Raw genomic sequence first — 18,789 nt, forward strand, 5'->3', positions numbered from 1 at the left:
GTGTGTCAAATCACACAACATTGATAGCATGGGCCAAGATGGAAACAAAATGGACACGCAAGCCGAACTCCGCATCGTCCGAGCCGCATACGCCAAGCAGGTGCTTGCCGCTGCTGCCGTCGACAATGCGCGCCTCGCTCAGGCGTTTGCCACCATTCCCCGCGAGGATTTTCTCGGCCCGGGTCCGTGGCTGGTGCGACGGTGGCTACGCGACTACGTGTCGACACCCGACGCCGACCCCGTCTATCTCTATACCGACGATCTGGTCGCGCTCGTGCCCGAGCGTGGCGTCAACAACGGGCAGCCGTCGCTGCACGCCCATCTCATCCATCAGGCCTTGCCCGCCGCCGGCCAGCACGTGGTGCATGTCGGAACTGGCACGGGCTATTACACGGCGATCCTCGCACATCTCGTCGGGCCGTCAGGGCGGGTAACGGGAATCGAATATGATGGGAGCCTCGCCGCGCGCGCCAGAGCCAGCCTGGCGCCCTATGCGAATGTCGCAGTGATTGAAGGCGACGGCACGCAGGTGCCGTTCGATGCCGCCGATGTCATCTATGTCAATGCCGGCTGCACACGGCCAGCTGCACGCTGGCTCGATGGCCTTGCCGATGGCGGCCGCCTGATCATGCCGATGACGTCGGATCAGGGATTTGGCGCCATTGCGCCGGAGCGCCTGGCGAGTGCCGGCGCGGTGTTCCGGATTGAGCGAAGAGCTGCAGACTATCTTGCATACTGGATCTCGCCCGTTGCGATCTTCCCCTGCGCCGGGGGCCGCGACGAGGCATCCGAACGAGCGCTTGCCGAAGCCTTTAGCCGTGGCGGCTGGCAGAAGGTCACACGACTGTATCGAGACGAGGACGTTCCCGAAGAGCGCTGCTGGCTTCGCGGACCGGGCTGGTGCCTCGCCTACAATTGACGCGCCGAAGGGCGACTACGCCGACAGGTTCGATCTTCCGAAGACCAGGATCATATTGTTGGCGGGCATTTGCACGGTTTCGAACAATGCGAGGCCCACACCAGCAGCAAGCTTTTCGAGATCGACGATGTCGCGCACGCCCCATTCGGCATCCTGCTCGCGCAGGCTGGTGTCGAACACGGCGTTGCTCATCGCGGTGTGCTTGCCCTCGCGCTTGAACGGGCCATAGAGAAACAAAAGCCCCTCGCTGCGCAGATAGCGGCCTGCGCCGGCGAACAGGCCTTCGGCAACGCGCCACGGCGCGATGTGGATCACGTTGGCGCAAAACACCGCCAGCAATTCGGCCGGCCCGCTGCCGTCATGCATCGCCGGACACCACGCGGGATCGGTGAGATCGATCTGCAACGGCGGACGAATGTTCGACAGGGCGGCATGCGCGCGCCACGCTTCGATGCTCCTGATGTGCCGCTCGTTGAGATCGCTCGGCCACCAGGTGATGCCCGGGGTATTTTTTGCAAAATGCACGACATGCTGGCCGGTGCCGCTGCCGGCCTCGACGACGTCCCCCGTTTTGCCGGCGAGGAATTTCTGCAGCACCGCCCAGATCGGCGCATGGTTGCGGTGGAACGCCGCCGCATCGAGCCGCCCGTCGGGTTCGACCGGCCGGCCATCCTTGCCGAATTCCACTACGTATTCGGCCATTGCCGCCTCGCCTGAAAATCGTTGTGGGTCTGAAACGCCGAAAGCGTCACTTCAGTTCGCCGCAATAAATCTCTTTCAAAACCTGCAGCAGGCGCAACGCGCGCTCGTCGGCGACGCGATAATGCAGTGTCTGCGACGTCCGCCGGAATTCGACCAGGCCATCGGCGCGCAGTTTCGCCAGATGCTGCGACAATGCGGACTGGCTCAGCTTGACGATGCCGACGAGTTCCCCGACCGTCATCTCACCGCGCACGGCCAGAAAGCAGAGGATCAGCAAACGCTTTTCGTTGGCGAGCATTTTCAGGAGTTGCGCGGCTTCGCCCGCCTGCTTCGCCAGCTTCTTCAGCGCTGCCGCATCATCGGCGCCGGGCGCGGATTGTATCTCTTTGGCTGCTGTCGCGGCTGCTCTCATAGTGTCTAATCCGGAGTGGTTTTCCGTGCCTGCGAAGCACAGATATCATACTACCGCCCAGGCCTTTCTTTAGCATTGACTAAATTAGCAAATGCCGATACCGGTTCAAAAAAGCAAGAAATAATGCGGCGATGTGGCCGTGAGGGGAAGAAAACGTGCGGCATAACCCGTTACGCAGCAAAGCTATTCTTTCCGATCTTGCCGGCTCGGACGCGCCTGTGGGGCGACGCGGCTTCCTCACCCTCGGCGCGGCGCTGACCGGCGGCCTCGCCCTTGGCGGCAAAACCGCCATGGCCGACCCCGCGCCGGAGGCTCCTCCCGCGGACGCCCCCTGGTCGCAATCGATCGGCGCGGGCGTGGTCGACCGGCCCTATGGCCGGCCTGCGGATACCGAAGCCTCCGTCATCCGGCGCAACGTCCCCTGGCTTACCGCCAGCGCGGAATCGTCGGTGAGCTTTTCGCCGCTGCAGGACCTTCACGGCATCATCACACCCAATGGATTATTCTTCGAGCGTCACCACGCGGGCCGGCCCGACATCGATCCGGCGCAGCACAAGCTCATGATCCACGGACTGGTCGAGCGCCCGCTGCTGCTCACCATGAAGGACATCCTGCGCTTTCCATCGATATCGCGCATCCATTTCATCGAATGCCCGGCCAATGGCGGCATGAACTGGCGCGCCGCGCAGATGAACTCGCTGCAGTTCAGCCACGGCATGGTCAGTTGCGCCGAATGGACCGGAGTCAGGCTGTCGACGCTGCTGGAGGAGACAGGCGTCAAGAAGGACGCGAAGTGGGCGATGGTCGAAGGCGCCGACGGCGCGCATATGAACCGCAGCCTGCCGCTCGACAAATGTCTCGACGATTGTCTCGTGGTCTACGCGCAAAACGGCGAGGCGCTGCGGCCCGAACAGGGTTATCCGCTGCGGCTGGTGGTGCCGGGCTGGGAAGGCAACGTCAACATCAAATGGCTGCGCCGGATCAAGCTCGGCGACAAGCCTTGGCATTCGCGCGAAGAAACCTCGAAATACACCGACCTGATGCCGGACGGCACCTCGCGCGGCTTCACCTGGCTGATCGACGCCAAATCCGTCATCACCTTTCCCTGCCCGGAAAAGCCGCTCGATGGGCCCGGCCTCTATGAGATCAGGGGACTGGCGTGGACCGGCAACGGCAAGGTCAGGCGTGTCGACGTCTCCATGGATGGCGGCGTCAACTGGCAGACCGCGTGGCTGCACGAGCCGGTGCTGTCGAAGGCGCTGACGAAATTCACCCTGCCCTGGCGCTGGGACGGCCGACCGGCGCTGGTCGCATCCCGCGTCATCGACGAGACCGGTTACGTGCAACCGACAATTGCGGAGCTGCGAAAGCAGCGCGGTTCGAACTCGGTCTATCACAACAATTCGATCCAGACCTGGCAGGTCAAATCAGACGGAAGCGTCTTCAATGTACAGCTCGCGTAAGATTTGTCTGCCGATCACCGTCATCCTGCTTGCGGCCGGAAGCCTCGCGGGCGCGGCAGAGCCCGGCTCGTTCGGTTATGGCCGCGTGGCGACGCCGGCGCAGATCGCCGGATGGGATATCGACGTGCGCGGCGAGGACGGCGCAGGCCTGCCGCCAGGCAAGGGCACGGTTGACCGGGGCGCGGACGTCTATGCCGAGCAATGCGCTGCCTGTCATGGAACCTTCGGCGAAGGCGAAGGCCGCTTCCCCAAGCTGGTGGGCGGCGTCGGATCGCTCCGGGACGAGCGCCCGGAGCCGACGGTCGGCAGCTACTGGCCGTTTGCCCCGACCCTGTGGGACTATATTAACCGCGCCATGCCGATGGCCGCGCCGCACACATTGTCAGCGGATGACGTTTATGCTTTGACCGCCTATATTCTAAGCCTGAACGACCTCGTTCCCCATGAATTCGTTGCCGATCGCAACAGCTTGCCGAAAGTCAAAATGCGCAATCGCGACAATTTCATCTGGAGCGACCCGCGGCCCGATACGGTGGCAGCTCCTTGCATGAACGCTTGCGTCAACGCCGCCGATGTCAGGATATCGTCGACGGCCGAAGGCAGGAATCTCACGCCACGCACGACCGGACCGCTCGACACGATGCAACCGAAATAGAGATTACGGAAACGCCTGTGACCGATCATTCCCTGACGAAATCCGCAAAGCTCCCGGCGTTCATGCTGGCGCTGATGATCGGCGCTTTCGCTTCCACAGGCGCCGCGCAGGCGCAGTCCGCCGCGGCCGAAGGCCAGAAGCTCGCCTTCGATCGCAGCAAGGGCAATTGCCTGACCTGCCATGTCATCAAGGGCGGCAACCTTCCCGGCTCGCTCGGGCCGGAGTTGATCGACATCAAGAGCAAGTACCCCAATCGTGCGGACCTCGTCGCCATCATTACCGACGAAACGCTGCGCAACCCGCTGACCGTGATGCCGCCATTCGGACGGAACCGGATTTTGACCGAAAAGGAAATCGAAGCGGTGGTCGATTTCCTGCAGACGCTGTGACGTGCGCGCGCACGCTTTAGGAGACGATGCAAATGACTGACGTCGGATTTTCGGCCACGCGGCGGCTGATCCTGCAGGGTGCAGGCGCAGTGGCGCTCTTAGGCCTGGGCAACCTTCCGTTTGGCCTGACGCCGGCGCTCGCCGCGGCCAACGACAAATATCCGGAAGAGGCGTTCAAGGCCAAGAGCGAAGCCGACGCGATCAAGGCGCTCTACGGCAAGACGGCGGAGCCTTCGGACAAGGTCAAAATGGACGCGCCCGAAATCGCGGAGAACGGCGCCGTGGTTCCGATCTCGGTAACGACGACGCTGGCCGACGTGACCTCGATCTCGTTCCTGGTCAGCGAGAATCCGGTCGCGCTGGTGGCGTCCTACAAGATTCCGGCCGGCACGCTTCCAAACGTTGCCAATCGCATCAAGATGGCGAGAACCAGCAACGTCATCGTGGTCGTGGAAGCCGGCGGCAAGCTTTACAGCGCCAACAAGGAAGTCAAAGTCACCGTCGGCGGTTGCGGCGGCTAACGGGCAGCACGCATGATCCGGACAAGTCGGTACCGGTTTTTCGACAAGATCATGCGCCAAATATTGAGCTAGGAGAATTCAGATGGCATCGACCATTCGCGTGCGCGCCACTTCGAGCGGCGAGACCACCGAGGTGCAGGCGCTGATCCAGCACCCGATGGATTCCGGCTTCATCAAGGACGCCAAGGGCGAGATCATTCCCGCGCATTTCATCCAGCAACTCACCTTCGAGTACGACGGCAAGAACGTGTTCACGGCCGATTGGGGCGGCGGCGTTTCCAAGGACCCTTACGTCAAGTTCGCCTTCAAGGGCGGCAAGAAAGGCGATGAGCTGAAGGTCAGCTGGGTCGACAACAAGGGCGCGACCGACACCACCACGGCGAAGATCCAATGAAGCTGCGATCCGCGATCTATCTGGCTTCCGCCACGCTTGCGTTCGCGGCGTTGACGTTTGCGAGCACGCTGCCCTCGGGCGCCGCCGACAAGATCGACCCGGTTGCCGACGCCAAAGCGTTCCAGAAATTCTTCACCGACAAATTTCCGAAGGTGAAGTACGAGGATTTCGTCAACGGTCCCTATTCGATGAACGAGGACCTGCACCGGCAATGGCAGGAGAAGGAGCAATTCCCGCCCTACGAGTTCTCGCTCGAAATGGGCAAGGAAATGTTTTCCAAGCCATTCAAGAACGGCAAGACCTACGAGGATTGCTTCCCGAATAAAGGCATCGGTATCCGGCAGAACTATCCTTACTTCGACGAGAAGGAAGGCAAGGTCATCACGCTCGAGCTGGCGCTGAACCGCTGCCGCGAGGCCAATGGCGAACCGCCGTATTCCTATGTGAAAGACGAAATGGCGGCACTGACCGCCTACATGGCCTTCACCTCGCGTGGCAAGCCGATGGACATCAAGATCCCGGACGATCCCCGCGCGCTCGCGGCCTACGAGAACGGCAAGGAATATTTCTACACGCGGCGCGGCCAGCTCAACTTCTCCTGCGCCACCTGCCACGTGCAGAGCCCAGGTGAGCGCATCCGCGCCGAAATCCTGGCGCCTGCGCTCGGCATCGTCAACGCGATGCCGATCTACCGCTCGGAATGGAGCGGCATGGGCACCACCAGCCGGCGCTTCACCACCTGCAACAGCCAGATTCGCGGCGTGCCACTCAGCCCGCAGGACGATGAGTACCGCAACGTCGAATACTTCCTGTCCTATGTCAGCAACGGGTTACCGATATCGGGGCCGGGAGCGCGGCCATGAGGAACATGACGCAGAAATCCGCATTGGTTCTGGCGCTGCTGGCCGCGGGCGCCGTGTCCGCGCTCGCCGCGGGCTCCGAGGACGAATACAAAGCGGCGTTCGCCGCCGCTGAAGCCGCCAACAAGGAAGCCGGCAAGCTTCGCAACCAGTGGACCACCACGGCGTCGACGCTGGCGGCGGCAAAGAAGTCGGCCGAAGCCGGCGATTTCGACAAGGCCACGACGTCTGCCAAGGAAGCCGAGGCGCTGGCCAAGGCTTCGATCTTCCAGGCCACCAGCGAGAAAACCCGCTGGAAGGATATGGAAATACGTTGAAGCCGTTACGACGCGCGGAGACCCGCATGCACATCCGCCGCCGCGATTTCCTGACGCTAGCGGGCGCCGCTACCCTGTCCGGCAGCCTGCCACGGCTGGCGCGCGGGGCCGATAATGCGGGCGTTTACGATCTCGAGCGCTTCGGCAATGCGCGCATCTTGCACATCACGGATACACACGCACAGCTCAGGCCGGTGTTCTTCCGCGAGCCGAGCGTCAATCTCGGCGTCGGACCGATGCGGGGCAACCCGCCGCACCTTGTCGGACGCGCCTTCCTCGACCGCTTCGGCATCCGGCCCGACAGTGCCGACGCCTATGCTTTCACCTGCATCGAGTTCGAAAAGGCCGCCGGGAGATTTGGCAAGCTCGGCGGGTTTGCGCATCTGAAGACATTGGTCGATCGGATGCGCAGCGAAGCCGGCTCCGGGCGCGCGATGCTGCTCGACGGCGGCGACCTCTGGCAGGGCACCGGCCTTTCCAACACGCTGCAGGGCGCCGACATGGTCGACGCCGCCAACCTGCTCGGCATCGAGGCGATGACCGGTCATTGGGAATTCACCTACGGCGAGAAGGCGCTACGCGCCAACCTCGAACGCTTCAAGGGCGAATTCCTGGCGCAGAACGTCTATCTCACCGAGGAAGCCGCCTTCAACGACGCCAAGGCGTTCGATCCGGCATCAGGCCGAGTGTTCAAGCCGTCCGTCATCAAGGAAATTGGCGGGTATCGCGTTGCCATCATCGGCCAGGCGTTCCCCTACGTCCCGATCGCGCATCCGAAGCGTTTTACGCCGGACTGGAAATTCGGCATCCGCGACGAGGAATTGCAAAAGCTCGTCGATGTCAATCGCAACAATGACAAGGTCGACGCCGTCATCCTCCTTTCCCATAACGGCATGGACGTCGACCTCAAGCTCGCCAGCCGCGTCACCGGCATCGACGTCATTCTCGGCGGCCATACCCACGACGCCGTGCCGCAGCCGATCGCCGTGACAAATCCGGCGGGCGTCACACTCGTCACCAATGCCGGCTCCAACGGCAAGTTTCTGGCGGTGCTCGATCTCGAGATCGGCAAGGGCAAAGTCGCCAATGTGCGCTACCGGCTGCTGCCGGTGTTTTCGGAGTTGCTGAAGCCCGATCCGGCGATGCAGTCGCTGATCGACAAGGCCCGCGAGCCGCATGCGGCCAACCTCAACGAGAAGATCGGCGTCGCCGACCGCCTGCTCTATCGCCGCGGCAATTTCAGCGGCAGCATGGACCAGCTGATCTGCGACGCCTTGCTCGGCGAATTGAATGCCGAGATCGCGCTGTCGCCGGGCTTCCGTTGGGGCACCACCGCGCTGGCGGGCCAGCCGCTGACGATGGAGGACGTGATGGCCCAGACCGCCGTCACCTATCCGGAGACCTACGTCCAGACCATGACCGGCGGCCAGATCAAGGACGTCCTGGAAGACATCTGCGACAATCTCTTCAATACCGATCCCTATTACCAGCAGGGCGGCGACATGGTCCGCGTCGGTGGTCTCGCCTACACCTGCAGTCCGAACGAGACCGCGGGCAAACGGATTTCCGAACTCAAGCTCGACAACGGCCACGCACTGCAAGCCGGCAAGAGCTACAAGGTGGCGGGCTGGGCCTCGGTCAACGAGCAGACCGGCGCGCCGGTCTGGGACGTGGTCGCCAAACATCTGCGGTCGGGCAAGCCGCCCAATCGGGCGGCGCCGGGCGTGACGCTGAAAGGCGTCGAGGACAATCCGGGCATTGCAGGACAGGGATGAGCGGCTTTTCGACCATCTTTCGGGTGACGACCGCGGCGCTGCTGATCGCCGCCGCCGCGCCCGATGCTCGCGCCCAGCAGGCGCCGCTGCAGGACAAGCCGTTTGCCGAGCACAAGATCGTGCTGCAGCTCTCCGACAACGACCCGCGCAAACAGGGCCTCGTGCTCAGCGTCGCCAGCAATCTGATGAAGCATTACGACCCCGACAAGGTCGCGATCGAGATCGTGGCGTTCGGCCCCGGCATCGAGCTGCTGCGCCCGGAAAATCCCAACCGCAAGATGGTCGAGAGCCTGGTGGCGCAGGGCGCGCGTTTCGATATCTGCGTCAACACCGTCGACACGCTCGAACGTGAGAATGGCAAGCGGCCAGAGTTCATATCAGCGGCAACACCGGTGCAGGTCGGCGTGGCGCAGATTCTGTTTTTGACGGAGAATGGGTATACGCTGGTGCGGCCGTGAGCGCCGTTTACGTCGTCATTGCGAGGAGCGTCAGCGACGAAGCAATCCATGATTACCGCCCGGGGAAAGGTGGATTGCTTCGCTTCGCTCGCAATGACGTGAAGAGCAGGGGTGGCATTACGTCCTGCGCTGATGTGGTATCATCAGGGATCAACTCGTTGCGGTGTCAGCCATGATCTTTCGCCAACTCTTCGACAGCGTCTCCGGCACCTACAGCTACCTGCTGGCCAGCCGCGCCGGCGGTGAGGCGTTGATCCTCGATCCCGTGCTGGAAAAAGCCGACCGCTACTGCCAGCTCCTGCGCGAGCTCGATCTGCGGCTGGTGAAGGCGGTCGACACCCATCTGCATGCCGACCACGTCACGGGCCTCGGCGAACTGCGCGACCGCACCCAGTGCATCACCATCATGGGCGAGCAGAGCAAGGCCGACGTGGTGTCGATGCGCGTTTCTGACGGCGACAAGGTGATGATCGAGGGCTTAAGCCTCGACGTCATGTACACGCCCGGCCACACCGACGATTCCTATTCTTACCTGATGGGCGACCGCGTCTTCACCGGCGATACGCTGTTGATCCGCGGCACCGGCCGCACCGATTTCCAGAACGGCTCTTCGCGCGCCCAATATGAATCGATCTTCAACCGGCTCCTGAAACTGCCTGATGAAACCATGGTGTTCCCCGCCCACGACTACAAGGGCGACACGGTCTCCACCATCGGCGAGGAGCGGCGTTACAATCCGCGTCTCCAAGTGCGCTCGGTCGATGAATATATCGAGCTGATGGCCAATCTGAAGCTGCCGAACCCGAAGATGATGGACGTCGCGGTGCCCGCCAACATGCATGTCGGCCTGCACCAAGAGGAGCTTGCCAAGCAGGGGCTCGCGCTCAGCGCCCTTGATGCGATCAAGAGTCTCGGCCGTCCCGACATCCTCTTGGTCGATTTGCGCGAGACCAGCGAACGCGTCAAGCACGGCACGATCTCGGGCGCGCTGCATGCGCCCTACCCCGGCATCGCCGAGAGCCTCAAGCCCGGCGGCATGCTGCGTGAAGTGGCGGCCGCAACCGGCCGCCGCGTGGTGTTCTTCTGCGCCTTCGGCGAACGCTCGGCGATGGCGGTGGCGGCGGCGAAGAATGCGGGGTTGGCCAACACGGCGCATATTGAGGGCGGTATCGACGCGTGGAAGAAGGTGGGTGGGCCGGTGGTGATGGGGTAGTCTTTATTGGCGTCGTCCCTGCGAACGCAGGGACCCATACGCCGCGGCGCCGATGATGGAAGGCAGTGGCCGACGCCTCGCTTGAATTATAACGTCCTGTGGTTATGGGTCCCTGCGTTCGCAGGGACGACGAGATAGTTTTGCCGGGGACATCACCGCCCCACCCGCTTCACCTCCGCCGCCAGCGCGTCGAGCGCGTCCGCCAGCATCACGCCGCCGCACTCGGTCATGCGTTCCGGAATCACGATACGCTTTTCCGGCGGATAGAAGCGCTCCAGCGCCGGATGCAGCAGGAACGCCTGGCCCTCGTCCCTCGCCGTGTCGCCGGCCTGCGAAACCACGATGAAGTCGGGCCTCAAATTCACGATCGCCTCCAGCGAGGCAAATCCACCGAAGCTGAAGCCGAGATCGCCGGCTGCGCTGCGCAATCCGGTTTCGCCGAGCAGCGAGCCGACAAAGCTGTCGCTGCCCGCCACCCAGCCGCGCCGCGATAGCGGCAGCACGCGGTAATGCCGTTCTGAGACGGCACGGCGGGCGCGCGCCAGCGCCGCATCGAGCCGAGCGATTTCCGCCGCCGCGCGATCCGGATGTCCGGTGATGTCGCCGGCCTCACGGATCTGTTGCCGCGCTTCGTCGAGGGTTCGCGGCACAGCGAGTTCGGCGAGACGAAGCCCCTTGGCCTTCAACAGCTCCCGCGTCGAACGCTTGTCGAACGCGCTGGCGACGACAATGTCGGGCCTGATGAGCAATATGTCCTCGGCTCCCCCCGACAAAACCGGAAAGCGGCTGATGTCGCCCGCCTGCGATTGCCAACCGTCCCGCGAAAACCGGCTCAATCCCAGAATCTGTTTGGGGTCGGCAAGCGTCAGCAGCAATTGGTCGGTGCAGACATTCATCGACACCAGGCGCGGCAGATTGGCTGCGCGCGCAATGCTGCCCGGCAACACAAGCGCCATCACCGCGACCAGAAATCCCAGCCGCCATCGCATCAGATATCCGCCCAAGGCACAATCACCACCTCGCGCTGGAATTCCGCGCGATAGGCCGTAATCCTGAACACGTCAGCCATCACCTGCTCGGACAGCGCCTCGGCCGGCGCGCCCTGCGACACCAGGCGGCCTTCGCGCAGTACCAGCACATGGTCGGCAAACCGCGCGGCCAATCCCAGATCATGCGTCACGACAATGACGAGCACGCCCTTGTCGGCGGTGGCACGCAGATTCTTCATGACGTCGATCTGGTGCCGCGGGTCGAGCGAGGCGGTCGGCTCATCGGCGAGGATGACCGGCGCCTCGACCGCCAGCGCACGGGCCAGCGCGACGCGGCTGCGTTCGCCGCCGGATAGTTCCGTGACGCGGCGGTCGCTGAACTCCATGACGTCGACCGCCTGCATCGCGCGCAGCACCGCCTCCGCATCCCCAGGCGACAGCCGCGCCGGATCGGTGGCGCCATGCGGATAGCGGCCGAGCGCCACGATATCGCGCGCCGGCAGCGGCCAATGCACCACATGCCCCTGCGGCAGGTATCCAAACCGTTTTGCACGCTCGCGCAGCGGCAGCGACGACAACATTTGGCCGCCGATCTCGATCTCGCCATCAGACGGGATCAACCCCGAGAGCGCCCGCAACAGGGTGGTCTTGCCGGCGCCGTTCGGCCCGACCAGCGCCACCAGATGTCCCGCCGACAGCGCCAGCGAAACATCTTGCAGCACGACGCGGCCGGCAAGCCGCACGCCGATTCCCTTTGCAGTCAGCAGTGCCGTTTCAGTCATGCGACGCCTCCGCCGAGCGCGCGGCGTTCGCGCATGATCAGGTAGAGGAAGAACGGCACGCCGATGATCGAGGTCAGCACGCCGACCTTGATGTCCGATGTCGAGGGGATGATCCGCACCGCGATATCCGCCGCCAGCAGCAGCGCGGAGCCGGTGAGCGCGCTCGGCACCAAAAGCCGCCCCGGATCATGCCCGATCAACGGCCGCATCAGATGCGGCGCGACGAGCCCGATGAAACCGATGGTGCCGGTGACGGCGACCGCGCCGCCGACACCGAGCGCCACGCCCGAAATCACCAACAGCCGCAAACGTCCGACATCGACGCCGAGGCTTTGTGCGGTTTCCTCGCCGAGACTGAGCGCGCGAAAGGCATGGCGCTGGCTGAACAGCATGACCGCGCCGGCAATGATGAACGGCAGCGCCAACATCACGTGCTGAAAGCTGCGGTCCTCCAGCGAGCCGAGCAGCCAGAACGCGATCTCCAGCACCACGAAGGGATTGCTGGAGAGGTTCATCACCAGCGCGGTTGCAGCCCCCGCAAAGCTCGAAATCGCAAGTCCCGACAGGATGAGGATCAAAAGCCCCGCATTGCGGCCGGCGATCGAGAGCAGCACGAAAACGGACGTGAACGCCGCGATGATCGCCGCGACCGGCAGCGCATAGGAGCGCACGTCGGCCAGCCCCAGCGCGATCACCAGTACGGCGCCGAACGCCGCCGATTGCGGCGCGCCGAACAGCGAGGGCGAGGCCAGCGGATTGCGCAACAGGCCCTGCAGCGATGCGCCCGACAGCCCGAGAATGGCGCCGATCGCCAGCGCCAGCAGCGTCCGCGGCAGGCGGATTTCGCGCACGATCACCTGCGACACCTCGCTGCCGCCGCCGAACAGCGCTTCCGCCACCGCCAATGGAGAGAGCCGCACCGGCCCGATGCCGAGCGAGATCAGCACCAGCAGCACGACGAGAGCGGCAAGCGCCGCCACAGCGCCGATCCGCCGGCGCGCGGCATCCTCGTTGGTCACGGTAACAGCCTCAACACTCATCGATCGTCCCTAAGCAGTTTTACCCGCCCCGGTACAGGAGCTCAGGCGAGCGCGCTCATGCGGCAAAAATAGCGCACTCGTCCAGTGAGGACCGCGGGGGCGCCCAAGGCGGATTGACTCGAACTTTGACAGACTTCTACCATAGTTGCCGACGGTTCCCGTTTTGGGGATCAAAAGGGAATGCGGTGCGGGGAAATCTCCCCAATTCCGCGGCTGCCCCCGCAACTGTAAGCGACGAATCCTTTGTCATAGGCCACTGGGAATCTCGGTCCTGGGAAGGCGACGATGGGTAACGACCCGCGAGCCAGGAGACCTGCCGTCAGCCGTGGTCACACGCGAAGATGTCGGTCGGGGAGTACAGGCATTAGCTTCACTGGATTCGCGCAAGCGCGATAGTGAGCTTGGTTCGCTGTGACGTGCCACTGACGTCATGCCGAGGCCTCGAACTATGTCTTCCACGCCAGCCACAGCCATACAGCGGCGTCGCGCCCTTCTGCTGGCTTCGACTTTTCTCATGCCGACCCTCTTGCTGGGTATCTCTGCTGCAAGTGCGCAGCAAGCCGCATCGTCGGATCAGTTGCCGCCGATCGAGGTCAATCCACCCGGCGACGCGAACCGGACCCGGGCCAAACCCGCCACCGACCAGACCTCGACCTCGCGCCGCGTCGTGCCTCGCACATCTCGGAGGGTCGACCCCAACGCCGTTCCGGCGCCCGGCCCGGCGGCGGACTCGTTCTCGACCGGCGCTGGCGCTGTCCGGCAATTCAACGGCATCGTCGGAACATCGACCGCGGTCATAACAGCGCAGGATATCGCGAGTTCGCCGGCCTACACCGTGCAGGAAATCATCGCGCAGACGCCGGGCGTGCAGCTGACGAGCCTGTTTGGCGGCGTTAATGGCGCAAGGACCAGTGTCGACCTCCGTGGCTTCGGTGCGTTCGCCTCCTCCAATACCCTGCTCCTCATCAATGGACGCAGGGTCAATGACGTCGACATACAAGGCGTGGATTTCTCGACCATTCCGCGCGATTCGATCGAGCGCATCGAGATCACTCGCGGCAACAGTGGCGCAGTGCTGTACGGCGACAATGCCATCGGCGGCGTCATCAACATCGTCCTGAAGAACGGCGTCGGCGGCCCGCCGGTCGCGATCCGCGGCGAGGCCGGCGTCGGATCGTTCAACCAGCGGCAGGCCTCGGTTTCGGCCGCGACCAATTACGGACCATGGTCGACGTCGTTCTATGGCAACGGCATCAAGTCCGACGGCTATCGAGTCAACAACGCCCTCGACCAGCGCAACGGCGTCGGCAATTTGAACTACACCACACCCGGCCTCACCGCGTTCCTGACACTGACAGGCGACGACCAGAAGCTCGGTTTTCCCGGCGGCCGCACGGTTGATCCGTCGATTGGCCTGAACCAGCTCATCACCAACCGCCGCGGCACCAATACCCCGTTCGACTACGGCAACCAGCAAGGCGCCAACGCCACCGCCGGCTTCACCAAGACCTTGATGAACGGCGTCGACCTCATCGTCGATGGCGGCGTGCGGGACAAGAAACAGCAAGCGGGGTTCTTCGGCCTGCTGCCGACGATCCCGTTCAACTATGTCGACAGCCACCTGCAGACCTGGTCGATCACGCCCCGCTTGAGCATCAGGAACGTGATGTTCGGAATGCCTTCGACCATCCTGACCGGCGTTGATTATTATGACGCGACCTATCACTCAGAGCGCCCGGTCGCCAAAGGCATGATTCCCATTCACACCTACGATTTGTCGCAGCAAACGCTCGCCGGGTACTTTCAGCAAACCATCGGACTGTTACCGACGACAGATTTTTCATACGGCGGTCGCCTTCAACGGACCACCCTGAAAGCCCGGGACATCCTCCAGAACGATCCGAACTGCGCGATATTCTTTACGTGCAGCGTCCAGAACTTCCCGCTTGACAGCGAGGAAGGCCAATACGCGCTGCATATCGGCCTCGAACATCGACTCAATAATGTCTTTTCGGTATTCGGTCGCGCCGCGCGCGCGTTCCGCACGCCGAACGTCGATGAAAGGCTCTCCTCGGGTCCCGCCTTCGATCCCTTCTTCAACGCGCTTCCCGGCGACTTCAGGCTGAAGACCCAGACCTCTCATGACATCGAGGGCGGCGTTCGCATCAAGTCCGGACCGCTCGAAGTCCAATCGAGCATCTACAACATGGACCTCGAGAACGAGCTCCAGTTCAACCCGGTACAGCGCTTCAACGTCAATCTTGACCCGACCCGCCGTTACGGCTCGGAGACCAGCGCGTCGTTTCGCGTCAGCGATACCGTGCAGTTGCGCGGCGGCATGGCCTATACCCGTGCGGTGTTCCGCGAAGGCCCGTTTGCCGGCAACGACGTTCCGCTGGTGTCCCGCTACACTGGCAGCGCCGGCGTCAGCTGGAATATCTGGCAGAACTATCTCGTCGCCGACGCCACCGTGCGTGCCTGGAGCGAGCGCTTCATGGACAATGATCAGGCCAATACCCAGCGCCTGATTCCCGCGAGCGCAACGGTCGATTTCAAGCTGAGCGGCGCGTACGAGCGCTTCTTCTGGTCGGTCTCCGTCAACAATATCTTCGACGCGCTGTACTACGACTACGCCGTCGCGAGCATGTTCACGCCCGGCCGCTTCTCGGCCTATCCCTTGCCCGGCCGAACCTACATGGTGAAGGCCGGCGCGACGTTCTGACCGGAATAGCCGGTTCGGCCTCCTGCCGGACCGGCTTGTGACGGGACGGTATTCTCCTTTGGCACTGCCGGTGCTTACCGGCCAGCCGCCCACGGCGGTGGCCAGTGACCGCCGAGGCCGGCAGCGTCCGCATTGCGTTGCGCAGGGCCAGGCGTCAGCGGCGCTTGCCAGCTTCAATTCTGCGAGTTCCGACGAAAGCGACGATGAGGTGGCTCCTCATCAAAATGGCTAATTTGACAAGAAACGGCACCTTTTTCGACCGAAAATAACATCCTCTGCGCCCAGATCCGTGGTAAACCGCCCCAAAACCGCTCGACGATATCTGTCGTGATTTCAGAGGTATGACATGAACGATGAGCCGAAGAGCGCCGCGGAACTGAAAGAGATCAGGCTGAATCGCAAGCGCGCCCAGGAAGTCGAAGGCATCAAGGCAATGGCCGAAATCGCGGCCGCCGACGTCGCGATCCGAAAGCGGACCGAGAAATTGCGCGCACTGCGTCTGGCAAAGGAAGCGGCCGACCGCGAAAACCCGCCGGAACCGGCGGTCAAGACCAAGGCCAAGACCAGGGCCGCGAAAAGAGGCTGACCTGAAATGACGAAAGAGGATCGTGATCGCGCCCAGGCACGCGCCGACAAGGTGGCAAGGGCGGCCCAGGACGCGAGATCCGGCAAGGCCGAACGCGACGCTTCGGCAAAGGCCGTGCTCGACAATATGGCGAAGCTGAAGGCGTTGCGGCTTGCGCGCGAGGCAGCCGAGCCGCAACGTGCTCCCGCCGCGAAGGCCGCAAAGAAGGCGCCCGCCGGCGCCAAGCGGTCGAACGAGAAGCCGGTGGCCCTGTCCGACTGGCTGGCGAGTCAGCAGAACGGCGGACGACGAACCTGAGGCAGGACTCTTAGGCAGGGGCTCTTAGGCAGGACTCTTAAATACGACTCTTACGGGTGTCTCGTCATGCCCAGGCAAAAGCGCGAAGCGCGTCTTCGCGCTTCTGCCCGGCTGTGACGAAAAGTAAAGTCGGAGATCCGCAGCGTTAGGCCGGCCCCGGCCAATCGATCATCGAACGCGTCTTGTTCTCGGCATCATAGACCTGAACCTGAAGCATCTGAAATTTGTTCTTCAAGGCCATGCCCGCCTCTTCGGCGGCCTCAACCGTGTCGTGATGCGACTTGAAATGACCGTCCACCACCAGCGAGTAACCGCTGGTCGGCGCCTTGTCGGCGCGGATGGTTTTGCGCGGCTGCGGTTCGTCCGCCGCAGGGCGGGGCTTCTTCATGATGGCTCCGTGTGAACGCCCTTTTGGACTGAACGCCTCAAAAAGGGCAGGAAAGTTCTTGTGGTCAGCGGTAACATGCCGGCCAAACCAAATCAGATTGAGATCATGCCGATACTCCGAATCGGCATGCAGAGCAACGTCGATTCATCCGACGAAAAAGGCATCACATGGGCGGAACCGGCAGGAAGAACGAGCCTCCCGCGCCTCCGAAGCAAGGCGACGACAAGCCGAAGAAACCGGAGCGTGCGCCGATCGAGGATGACGACTATGAGGACGGCGACATCGCCACGCCGAAGCGCGACCGCCACGGCAATGATGATGAGCCGTTGTAGCGCGGCCGGCAATTCGTAGGGTGGGCAAAGCGACTTGTCCGCCGTAGCTCAAAGAGCGAAGGCGGAAGCGTGCCCACCATTCAGGTTCATTGTCGAGGATAGATGGTGGGCACGCTGCGCTCTGCCCACCCTACGGCTCACGCGCCAAACCCTCGATCACACGAATGCTCTTCAGATCGAGCAGATGCGCGCCAAATCCGCCGCGCGCGAGTTTGATCGCTGACTTCGGCGAAGCCAGCAGCAATGCCGCCGTCACCGCAAGCGGCACGGCGCTGATCCAGTCCGCTTTCACCGGCGTGAGCTCTTCAGTGCTGCCGGCATAGGGGCCGCTGTTCGCAAACAGGCGCCAACATTCCCTGGCAATATCGCGGCGCGTCCCACCTCGCGCGCCACACCCGAGCAGCGCCTGCATCGCCAGATGCGTGCGTACGCCTTCGCGTCCCTCGGGCAATGCTGCCGGCATCTCGCCCAGCGAGATCCGAAGCAGGAGCCCGACCAGATCGACACCCGCGCGATACGCGTTCATTGGCTCGACCAGGCGCGGATTGCAATCGATCAGCAATGGCGTGTCACCATCATCAGGCATGATGTAGTCGATCGACAGCGCACCGTGCCAATCGAGCGCTTGTCCGATCCTTTCGAGATGAGCGCGCACGACGGGCCGCCTCATGCTCTGCTTGATCGCCTCGCCGCCGCCGACACCAGCCGCGATCTGCCGATAGGCATGAAAGCCGAACATTTGGCCGCGGCAAAACACCGACTGCGCCTTCTCGGTCGTGCCCGCGACAAGGTCCTGCACCAAGACTTCATCGGCGAATGCGTCGCAGGCTGCAAGATCGTGCAGCGCGCCTTCGAGATCGTCGTCGCTGCGTATGAACCAGATGCCGCGGCTCGCGGTGCCGACCGACGTTTTGACGACGGAAGGAAATCGGACGGCTTCACGCAATTGCTGCGCCGACGTCACGATGCGCGTCGGCGGCTGTGGCAGTCCCAATCGATCTAGCAGCCGGCTGAAGCCTGCCTTGCTGTGCGCGGTGCGGTAGCTTGCGAAGCCCGGCAGCGCGACACCGGTGCAGCCTTCCACGCGCTGCTTCGCCCGGGCGAACAAAAATCCCTGCTCATGCGTCGGCAGCAGCACGTCGAATTTCCCGTCGGCCAGCCGCTGCTCGATGAAGGCCAGATAACCGGCGGGGTCATCCCGAAGTCCAGGGCAGCGGTGAAATTTTCGGACGAAGCCCGAGAACCGCGAAAGGCACCACGGCGAGGGATCGCAGACCTCGACGTGATGGCCCGAAAGACCCAGAATCGTAATCGCCTCCCGGGCCGAGGTAGAGGAACCTTCGGAGACAAGCACCCGGAGCGATTTTGCGGGATCAGGCATATCGGATCATTGCCGCGCCGGGGCGCCTTTGTCTCCCGATTTGGTGATGCAATCGGCGTGTCCTTGCGCTCCGCCGGGGCAGCCATGCAGCGGTATTCATGGACAAATAACGGCTGGACGATATTTTCGCCGCAGCCTGGAGCCTTTTCCGTTCCGATGGAATCGGAACGGGGCTCTAGATTTTTGATTTGACG

Annotated in this window: 22 protein-coding genes and 1 riboswitch; of the genes, 15 read left to right on the plus strand and 7 right to left on the minus strand. The window is 63.1% G+C overall.

What is annotated here, in order from left to right:
* The first annotated feature begins 49 nt into the window (after nt 1-49).
* Entirely contained in the window at nt 50-919 is an 870-nt protein-coding gene (locus KIP88_RS23350) for a protein-L-isoaspartate O-methyltransferase (RefSeq protein WP_214490334.1), read from the plus strand.
* 15 nt (nt 920-934) lie between these two features.
* Here the strand turns inward: KIP88_RS23350 and KIP88_RS23355 are convergent, their stop codons facing one another.
* On the minus strand, nt 935-1,621 hold the full coding sequence (locus KIP88_RS23355) for a DUF938 domain-containing protein (RefSeq protein WP_214490335.1): 687 nt from the start codon (nt 1,619-1,621) through the stop codon (nt 935-937).
* A gap of 46 nt (nt 1,622-1,667) precedes the next feature.
* A complete protein-coding gene (locus KIP88_RS23360) occupies nt 1,668-2,033 on the minus strand; it encodes a helix-turn-helix transcriptional regulator (protein ID WP_214490336.1) in 366 nt (121 codons plus the stop codon).
* Nucleotides 2,034-2,287: 254 nt separating this feature from the next.
* Between KIP88_RS23360 and soxC the strand changes: the two genes are divergently transcribed.
* The 10 genes from soxC to KIP88_RS23410 all read left to right on the plus strand — a co-directional run bounded on the left by soxC (nt 2,288) and on the right by KIP88_RS23410 (nt 10,078).
* Nucleotides 2,288-3,496, plus strand: a complete 1,209-nt coding sequence (gene soxC / locus KIP88_RS23365; RefSeq protein ID WP_249790967.1) for a sulfite dehydrogenase — start codon at nt 2,288-2,290, stop codon at nt 3,494-3,496.
* Nucleotides 3,480-4,151, plus strand: a complete 672-nt coding sequence (locus KIP88_RS23370) for a c-type cytochrome (protein WP_214490337.1) — start codon at nt 3,480-3,482, stop codon at nt 4,149-4,151. The genes soxC and KIP88_RS23370 overlap by 17 nt, the downstream gene beginning before the upstream one ends.
* 62 nt (nt 4,152-4,213) lie before the next feature.
* The gene (gene soxX, locus KIP88_RS23375) at nt 4,214-4,540 is read left to right on the plus strand and encodes a sulfur oxidation c-type cytochrome SoxX (protein ID WP_214490395.1); all 327 of its coding nucleotides are present in this window, start codon (nt 4,214-4,216) and stop codon (nt 4,538-4,540) included.
* 32 nt (nt 4,541-4,572) lie between these two features.
* The gene (gene soxY, locus KIP88_RS23380; RefSeq protein ID WP_214490338.1) at nt 4,573-5,061 is read left to right on the plus strand and encodes a thiosulfate oxidation carrier protein SoxY; all 489 of its coding nucleotides are present in this window, start codon (nt 4,573-4,575) and stop codon (nt 5,059-5,061) included.
* A gap of 82 nt (nt 5,062-5,143) precedes the next feature.
* The gene (soxZ, locus tag KIP88_RS23385; protein WP_214490339.1) at nt 5,144-5,455 is read left to right on the plus strand and encodes a thiosulfate oxidation carrier complex protein SoxZ; all 312 of its coding nucleotides are present in this window, start codon (nt 5,144-5,146) and stop codon (nt 5,453-5,455) included.
* Entirely contained in the window at nt 5,452-6,318 is an 867-nt protein-coding gene (gene soxA, locus KIP88_RS23390; RefSeq protein ID WP_214490340.1) for a sulfur oxidation c-type cytochrome SoxA, read from the plus strand. The genes soxZ and soxA overlap by 4 nt, the downstream gene beginning before the upstream one ends.
* Entirely contained in the window at nt 6,315-6,632 is a 318-nt protein-coding gene (locus tag KIP88_RS23395; RefSeq protein ID WP_249790963.1) for a hypothetical protein, read from the plus strand. The genes soxA and KIP88_RS23395 overlap by 4 nt, the downstream gene beginning before the upstream one ends.
* Before the next feature lie 26 nt (nt 6,633-6,658).
* On the plus strand, nt 6,659-8,407 hold the full coding sequence (gene soxB, locus KIP88_RS23400) for a thiosulfohydrolase SoxB (protein ID WP_214490341.1): 1,749 nt from the start codon (nt 6,659-6,661) through the stop codon (nt 8,405-8,407).
* Nucleotides 8,404-8,865, plus strand: a complete 462-nt coding sequence (locus KIP88_RS23405) for a hypothetical protein (RefSeq protein WP_214490342.1) — start codon at nt 8,404-8,406, stop codon at nt 8,863-8,865. The genes soxB and KIP88_RS23405 overlap by 4 nt, the downstream gene beginning before the upstream one ends.
* Before the next feature lie 172 nt (nt 8,866-9,037).
* The gene (locus tag KIP88_RS23410; RefSeq protein WP_214490343.1) at nt 9,038-10,078 is read left to right on the plus strand and encodes an MBL fold metallo-hydrolase; all 1,041 of its coding nucleotides are present in this window, start codon (nt 9,038-9,040) and stop codon (nt 10,076-10,078) included.
* A gap of 152 nt (nt 10,079-10,230) precedes the next feature.
* On the opposite strand, the gene KIP88_RS23415 is transcribed toward KIP88_RS23410, so the two are convergent.
* From KIP88_RS23415 to KIP88_RS23425, 3 genes are read right to left on the minus strand one after another with little or no spacing between them, the layout of a single operon-like run.
* Entirely contained in the window at nt 10,231-11,067 is an 837-nt protein-coding gene (locus KIP88_RS23415) for an ABC transporter substrate-binding protein (RefSeq protein WP_214490344.1), read from the minus strand.
* A complete protein-coding gene (locus KIP88_RS23420; protein WP_214490345.1) occupies nt 11,067-11,849 on the minus strand; it encodes an ABC transporter ATP-binding protein in 783 nt (260 codons plus the stop codon). Before KIP88_RS23420 ends, KIP88_RS23415 begins: the two co-directional genes overlap by 1 nt.
* A complete protein-coding gene (locus KIP88_RS23425; RefSeq protein ID WP_214490346.1) occupies nt 11,846-12,889 on the minus strand; it encodes an iron ABC transporter permease in 1,044 nt (347 codons plus the stop codon). The genes KIP88_RS23420 and KIP88_RS23425 overlap by 4 nt, the downstream gene beginning before the upstream one ends.
* A gap of 135 nt (nt 12,890-13,024) precedes the next feature.
* Nucleotides 13,025-13,225: riboswitch (cobalamin riboswitch) on the plus strand.
* Nucleotides 13,226-13,403: 178 nt separating this feature from the next.
* Here KIP88_RS23425 and KIP88_RS23430 point away from each other — a divergent pair.
* The 3 genes from KIP88_RS23430 (at nt 13,404) to KIP88_RS23440 (ending at nt 16,494) form a co-directional block, all read left to right on the plus strand.
* Nucleotides 13,404-15,611, plus strand: coding sequence for a TonB-dependent receptor (locus KIP88_RS23430; RefSeq protein ID WP_214490347.1), 2,208 nt, complete (start codon nt 13,404-13,406; stop codon nt 15,609-15,611).
* A 346-nt stretch (nt 15,612-15,957) separates the two neighbouring features.
* Nucleotides 15,958-16,197, plus strand: a complete 240-nt coding sequence (locus KIP88_RS23435) for a transcriptional regulator (RefSeq protein WP_214490348.1) — start codon at nt 15,958-15,960, stop codon at nt 16,195-16,197.
* A gap of 6 nt (nt 16,198-16,203) precedes the next feature.
* Nucleotides 16,204-16,494, plus strand: coding sequence for a hypothetical protein (locus KIP88_RS23440; RefSeq protein WP_214490349.1), 291 nt, complete (start codon nt 16,204-16,206; stop codon nt 16,492-16,494).
* A 145-nt stretch (nt 16,495-16,639) separates the two neighbouring features.
* On the opposite strand, the gene KIP88_RS23445 is transcribed toward KIP88_RS23440, so the two are convergent.
* Nucleotides 16,640-16,882 carry a hypothetical protein gene (locus KIP88_RS23445; RefSeq protein ID WP_214490350.1) on the minus strand — a complete coding sequence of 81 codons (243 nt, stop codon included), beginning with the start codon at nt 16,880-16,882 and terminating at the stop codon, nt 16,640-16,642.
* 167 nt (nt 16,883-17,049) lie between these two features.
* On the opposite strand from KIP88_RS23445, the gene KIP88_RS23450 reads away from it, so the two are divergent.
* A complete protein-coding gene (locus KIP88_RS23450; protein WP_214490351.1) occupies nt 17,050-17,214 on the plus strand; it encodes a hypothetical protein in 165 nt (54 codons plus the stop codon).
* 130 nt (nt 17,215-17,344) lie between these two features.
* Here KIP88_RS23450 and KIP88_RS23455 read toward each other — a convergent pair whose 3' ends face one another.
* Nucleotides 17,345-18,595, minus strand: a complete 1,251-nt coding sequence (locus KIP88_RS23455; protein WP_214490352.1) for a hypothetical protein — start codon at nt 18,593-18,595, stop codon at nt 17,345-17,347.
* Nucleotides 18,596-18,789 lie beyond the last annotated feature (194 nt).

The organism is Bradyrhizobium sp. SRL28, assembly GCF_018596315.1.
GTDB lineage: Bacteria > Pseudomonadota > Alphaproteobacteria > Rhizobiales > Xanthobacteraceae > Bradyrhizobium.

Bases quoted from the DNA above. Each gene is read 5' to 3' on its own strand.
- soxY (WP_214490338.1), top strand. From the start codon at position 4,573: ATGACTGACGTCGGATTTTCGGCCACGCGGCGGCTGATCCTGCAGGGT.
- KIP88_RS23415 (WP_214490344.1), bottom strand. From the start codon at position 11,067: ATGCGATGGCGGCTGGGATTTCTGGTCGCGGTGATGGCGCTTGTGTTG.
- soxA (WP_214490340.1), top strand. From the start codon at position 5,452: ATGAAGCTGCGATCCGCGATCTATCTGGCTTCCGCCACGCTTGCGTTC.
- KIP88_RS23355 (WP_214490335.1), bottom strand. From the start codon at position 1,621: ATGGCCGAATACGTAGTGGAATTCGGCAAGGATGGCCGGCCGGTCGAA.
- KIP88_RS23445 (WP_214490350.1), bottom strand. From the start codon at position 16,882: ATGAAGAAGCCCCGCCCTGCGGCGGACGAACCGCAGCCGCGCAAAACC.
- KIP88_RS23405 (WP_214490342.1), top strand. From the start codon at position 8,404: ATGAGCGGCTTTTCGACCATCTTTCGGGTGACGACCGCGGCGCTGCTG.
- KIP88_RS23360 (WP_214490336.1), bottom strand. From the start codon at position 2,033: ATGAGAGCAGCCGCGACAGCAGCCAAAGAGATACAATCCGCGCCCGGC.
- KIP88_RS23425 (WP_214490346.1), bottom strand. From the start codon at position 12,889: ATGAGTGTTGAGGCTGTTACCGTGACCAACGAGGATGCCGCGCGCCGG.
- KIP88_RS23370 (WP_214490337.1), top strand. From the start codon at position 3,480: ATGTACAGCTCGCGTAAGATTTGTCTGCCGATCACCGTCATCCTGCTT.
- KIP88_RS23350 (WP_214490334.1), top strand. From the start codon at position 50: ATGGACACGCAAGCCGAACTCCGCATCGTCCGAGCCGCATACGCCAAG.
- KIP88_RS23420 (WP_214490345.1), bottom strand. From the start codon at position 11,849: ATGACTGAAACGGCACTGCTGACTGCAAAGGGAATCGGCGTGCGGCTT.
- soxB (WP_214490341.1), top strand. From the start codon at position 6,659: ATGCACATCCGCCGCCGCGATTTCCTGACGCTAGCGGGCGCCGCTACC.
- KIP88_RS23450 (WP_214490351.1), top strand. From the start codon at position 17,050: ATGGGCGGAACCGGCAGGAAGAACGAGCCTCCCGCGCCTCCGAAGCAA.
- KIP88_RS23440 (WP_214490349.1), top strand. From the start codon at position 16,204: ATGACGAAAGAGGATCGTGATCGCGCCCAGGCACGCGCCGACAAGGTG.
- KIP88_RS23430 (WP_214490347.1), top strand. From the start codon at position 13,404: ATGCCGACCCTCTTGCTGGGTATCTCTGCTGCAAGTGCGCAGCAAGCC.
- KIP88_RS23435 (WP_214490348.1), top strand. From the start codon at position 15,958: ATGAACGATGAGCCGAAGAGCGCCGCGGAACTGAAAGAGATCAGGCTG.
- KIP88_RS23395 (WP_249790963.1), top strand. From the start codon at position 6,315: ATGAGGAACATGACGCAGAAATCCGCATTGGTTCTGGCGCTGCTGGCC.
- soxX (WP_214490395.1), top strand. From the start codon at position 4,214: ATGCTGGCGCTGATGATCGGCGCTTTCGCTTCCACAGGCGCCGCGCAG.
- soxZ (WP_214490339.1), top strand. From the start codon at position 5,144: ATGGCATCGACCATTCGCGTGCGCGCCACTTCGAGCGGCGAGACCACC.
- KIP88_RS23410 (WP_214490343.1), top strand. From the start codon at position 9,038: ATGATCTTTCGCCAACTCTTCGACAGCGTCTCCGGCACCTACAGCTAC.
- KIP88_RS23455 (WP_214490352.1), bottom strand. From the start codon at position 18,595: ATGCCTGATCCCGCAAAATCGCTCCGGGTGCTTGTCTCCGAAGGTTCC.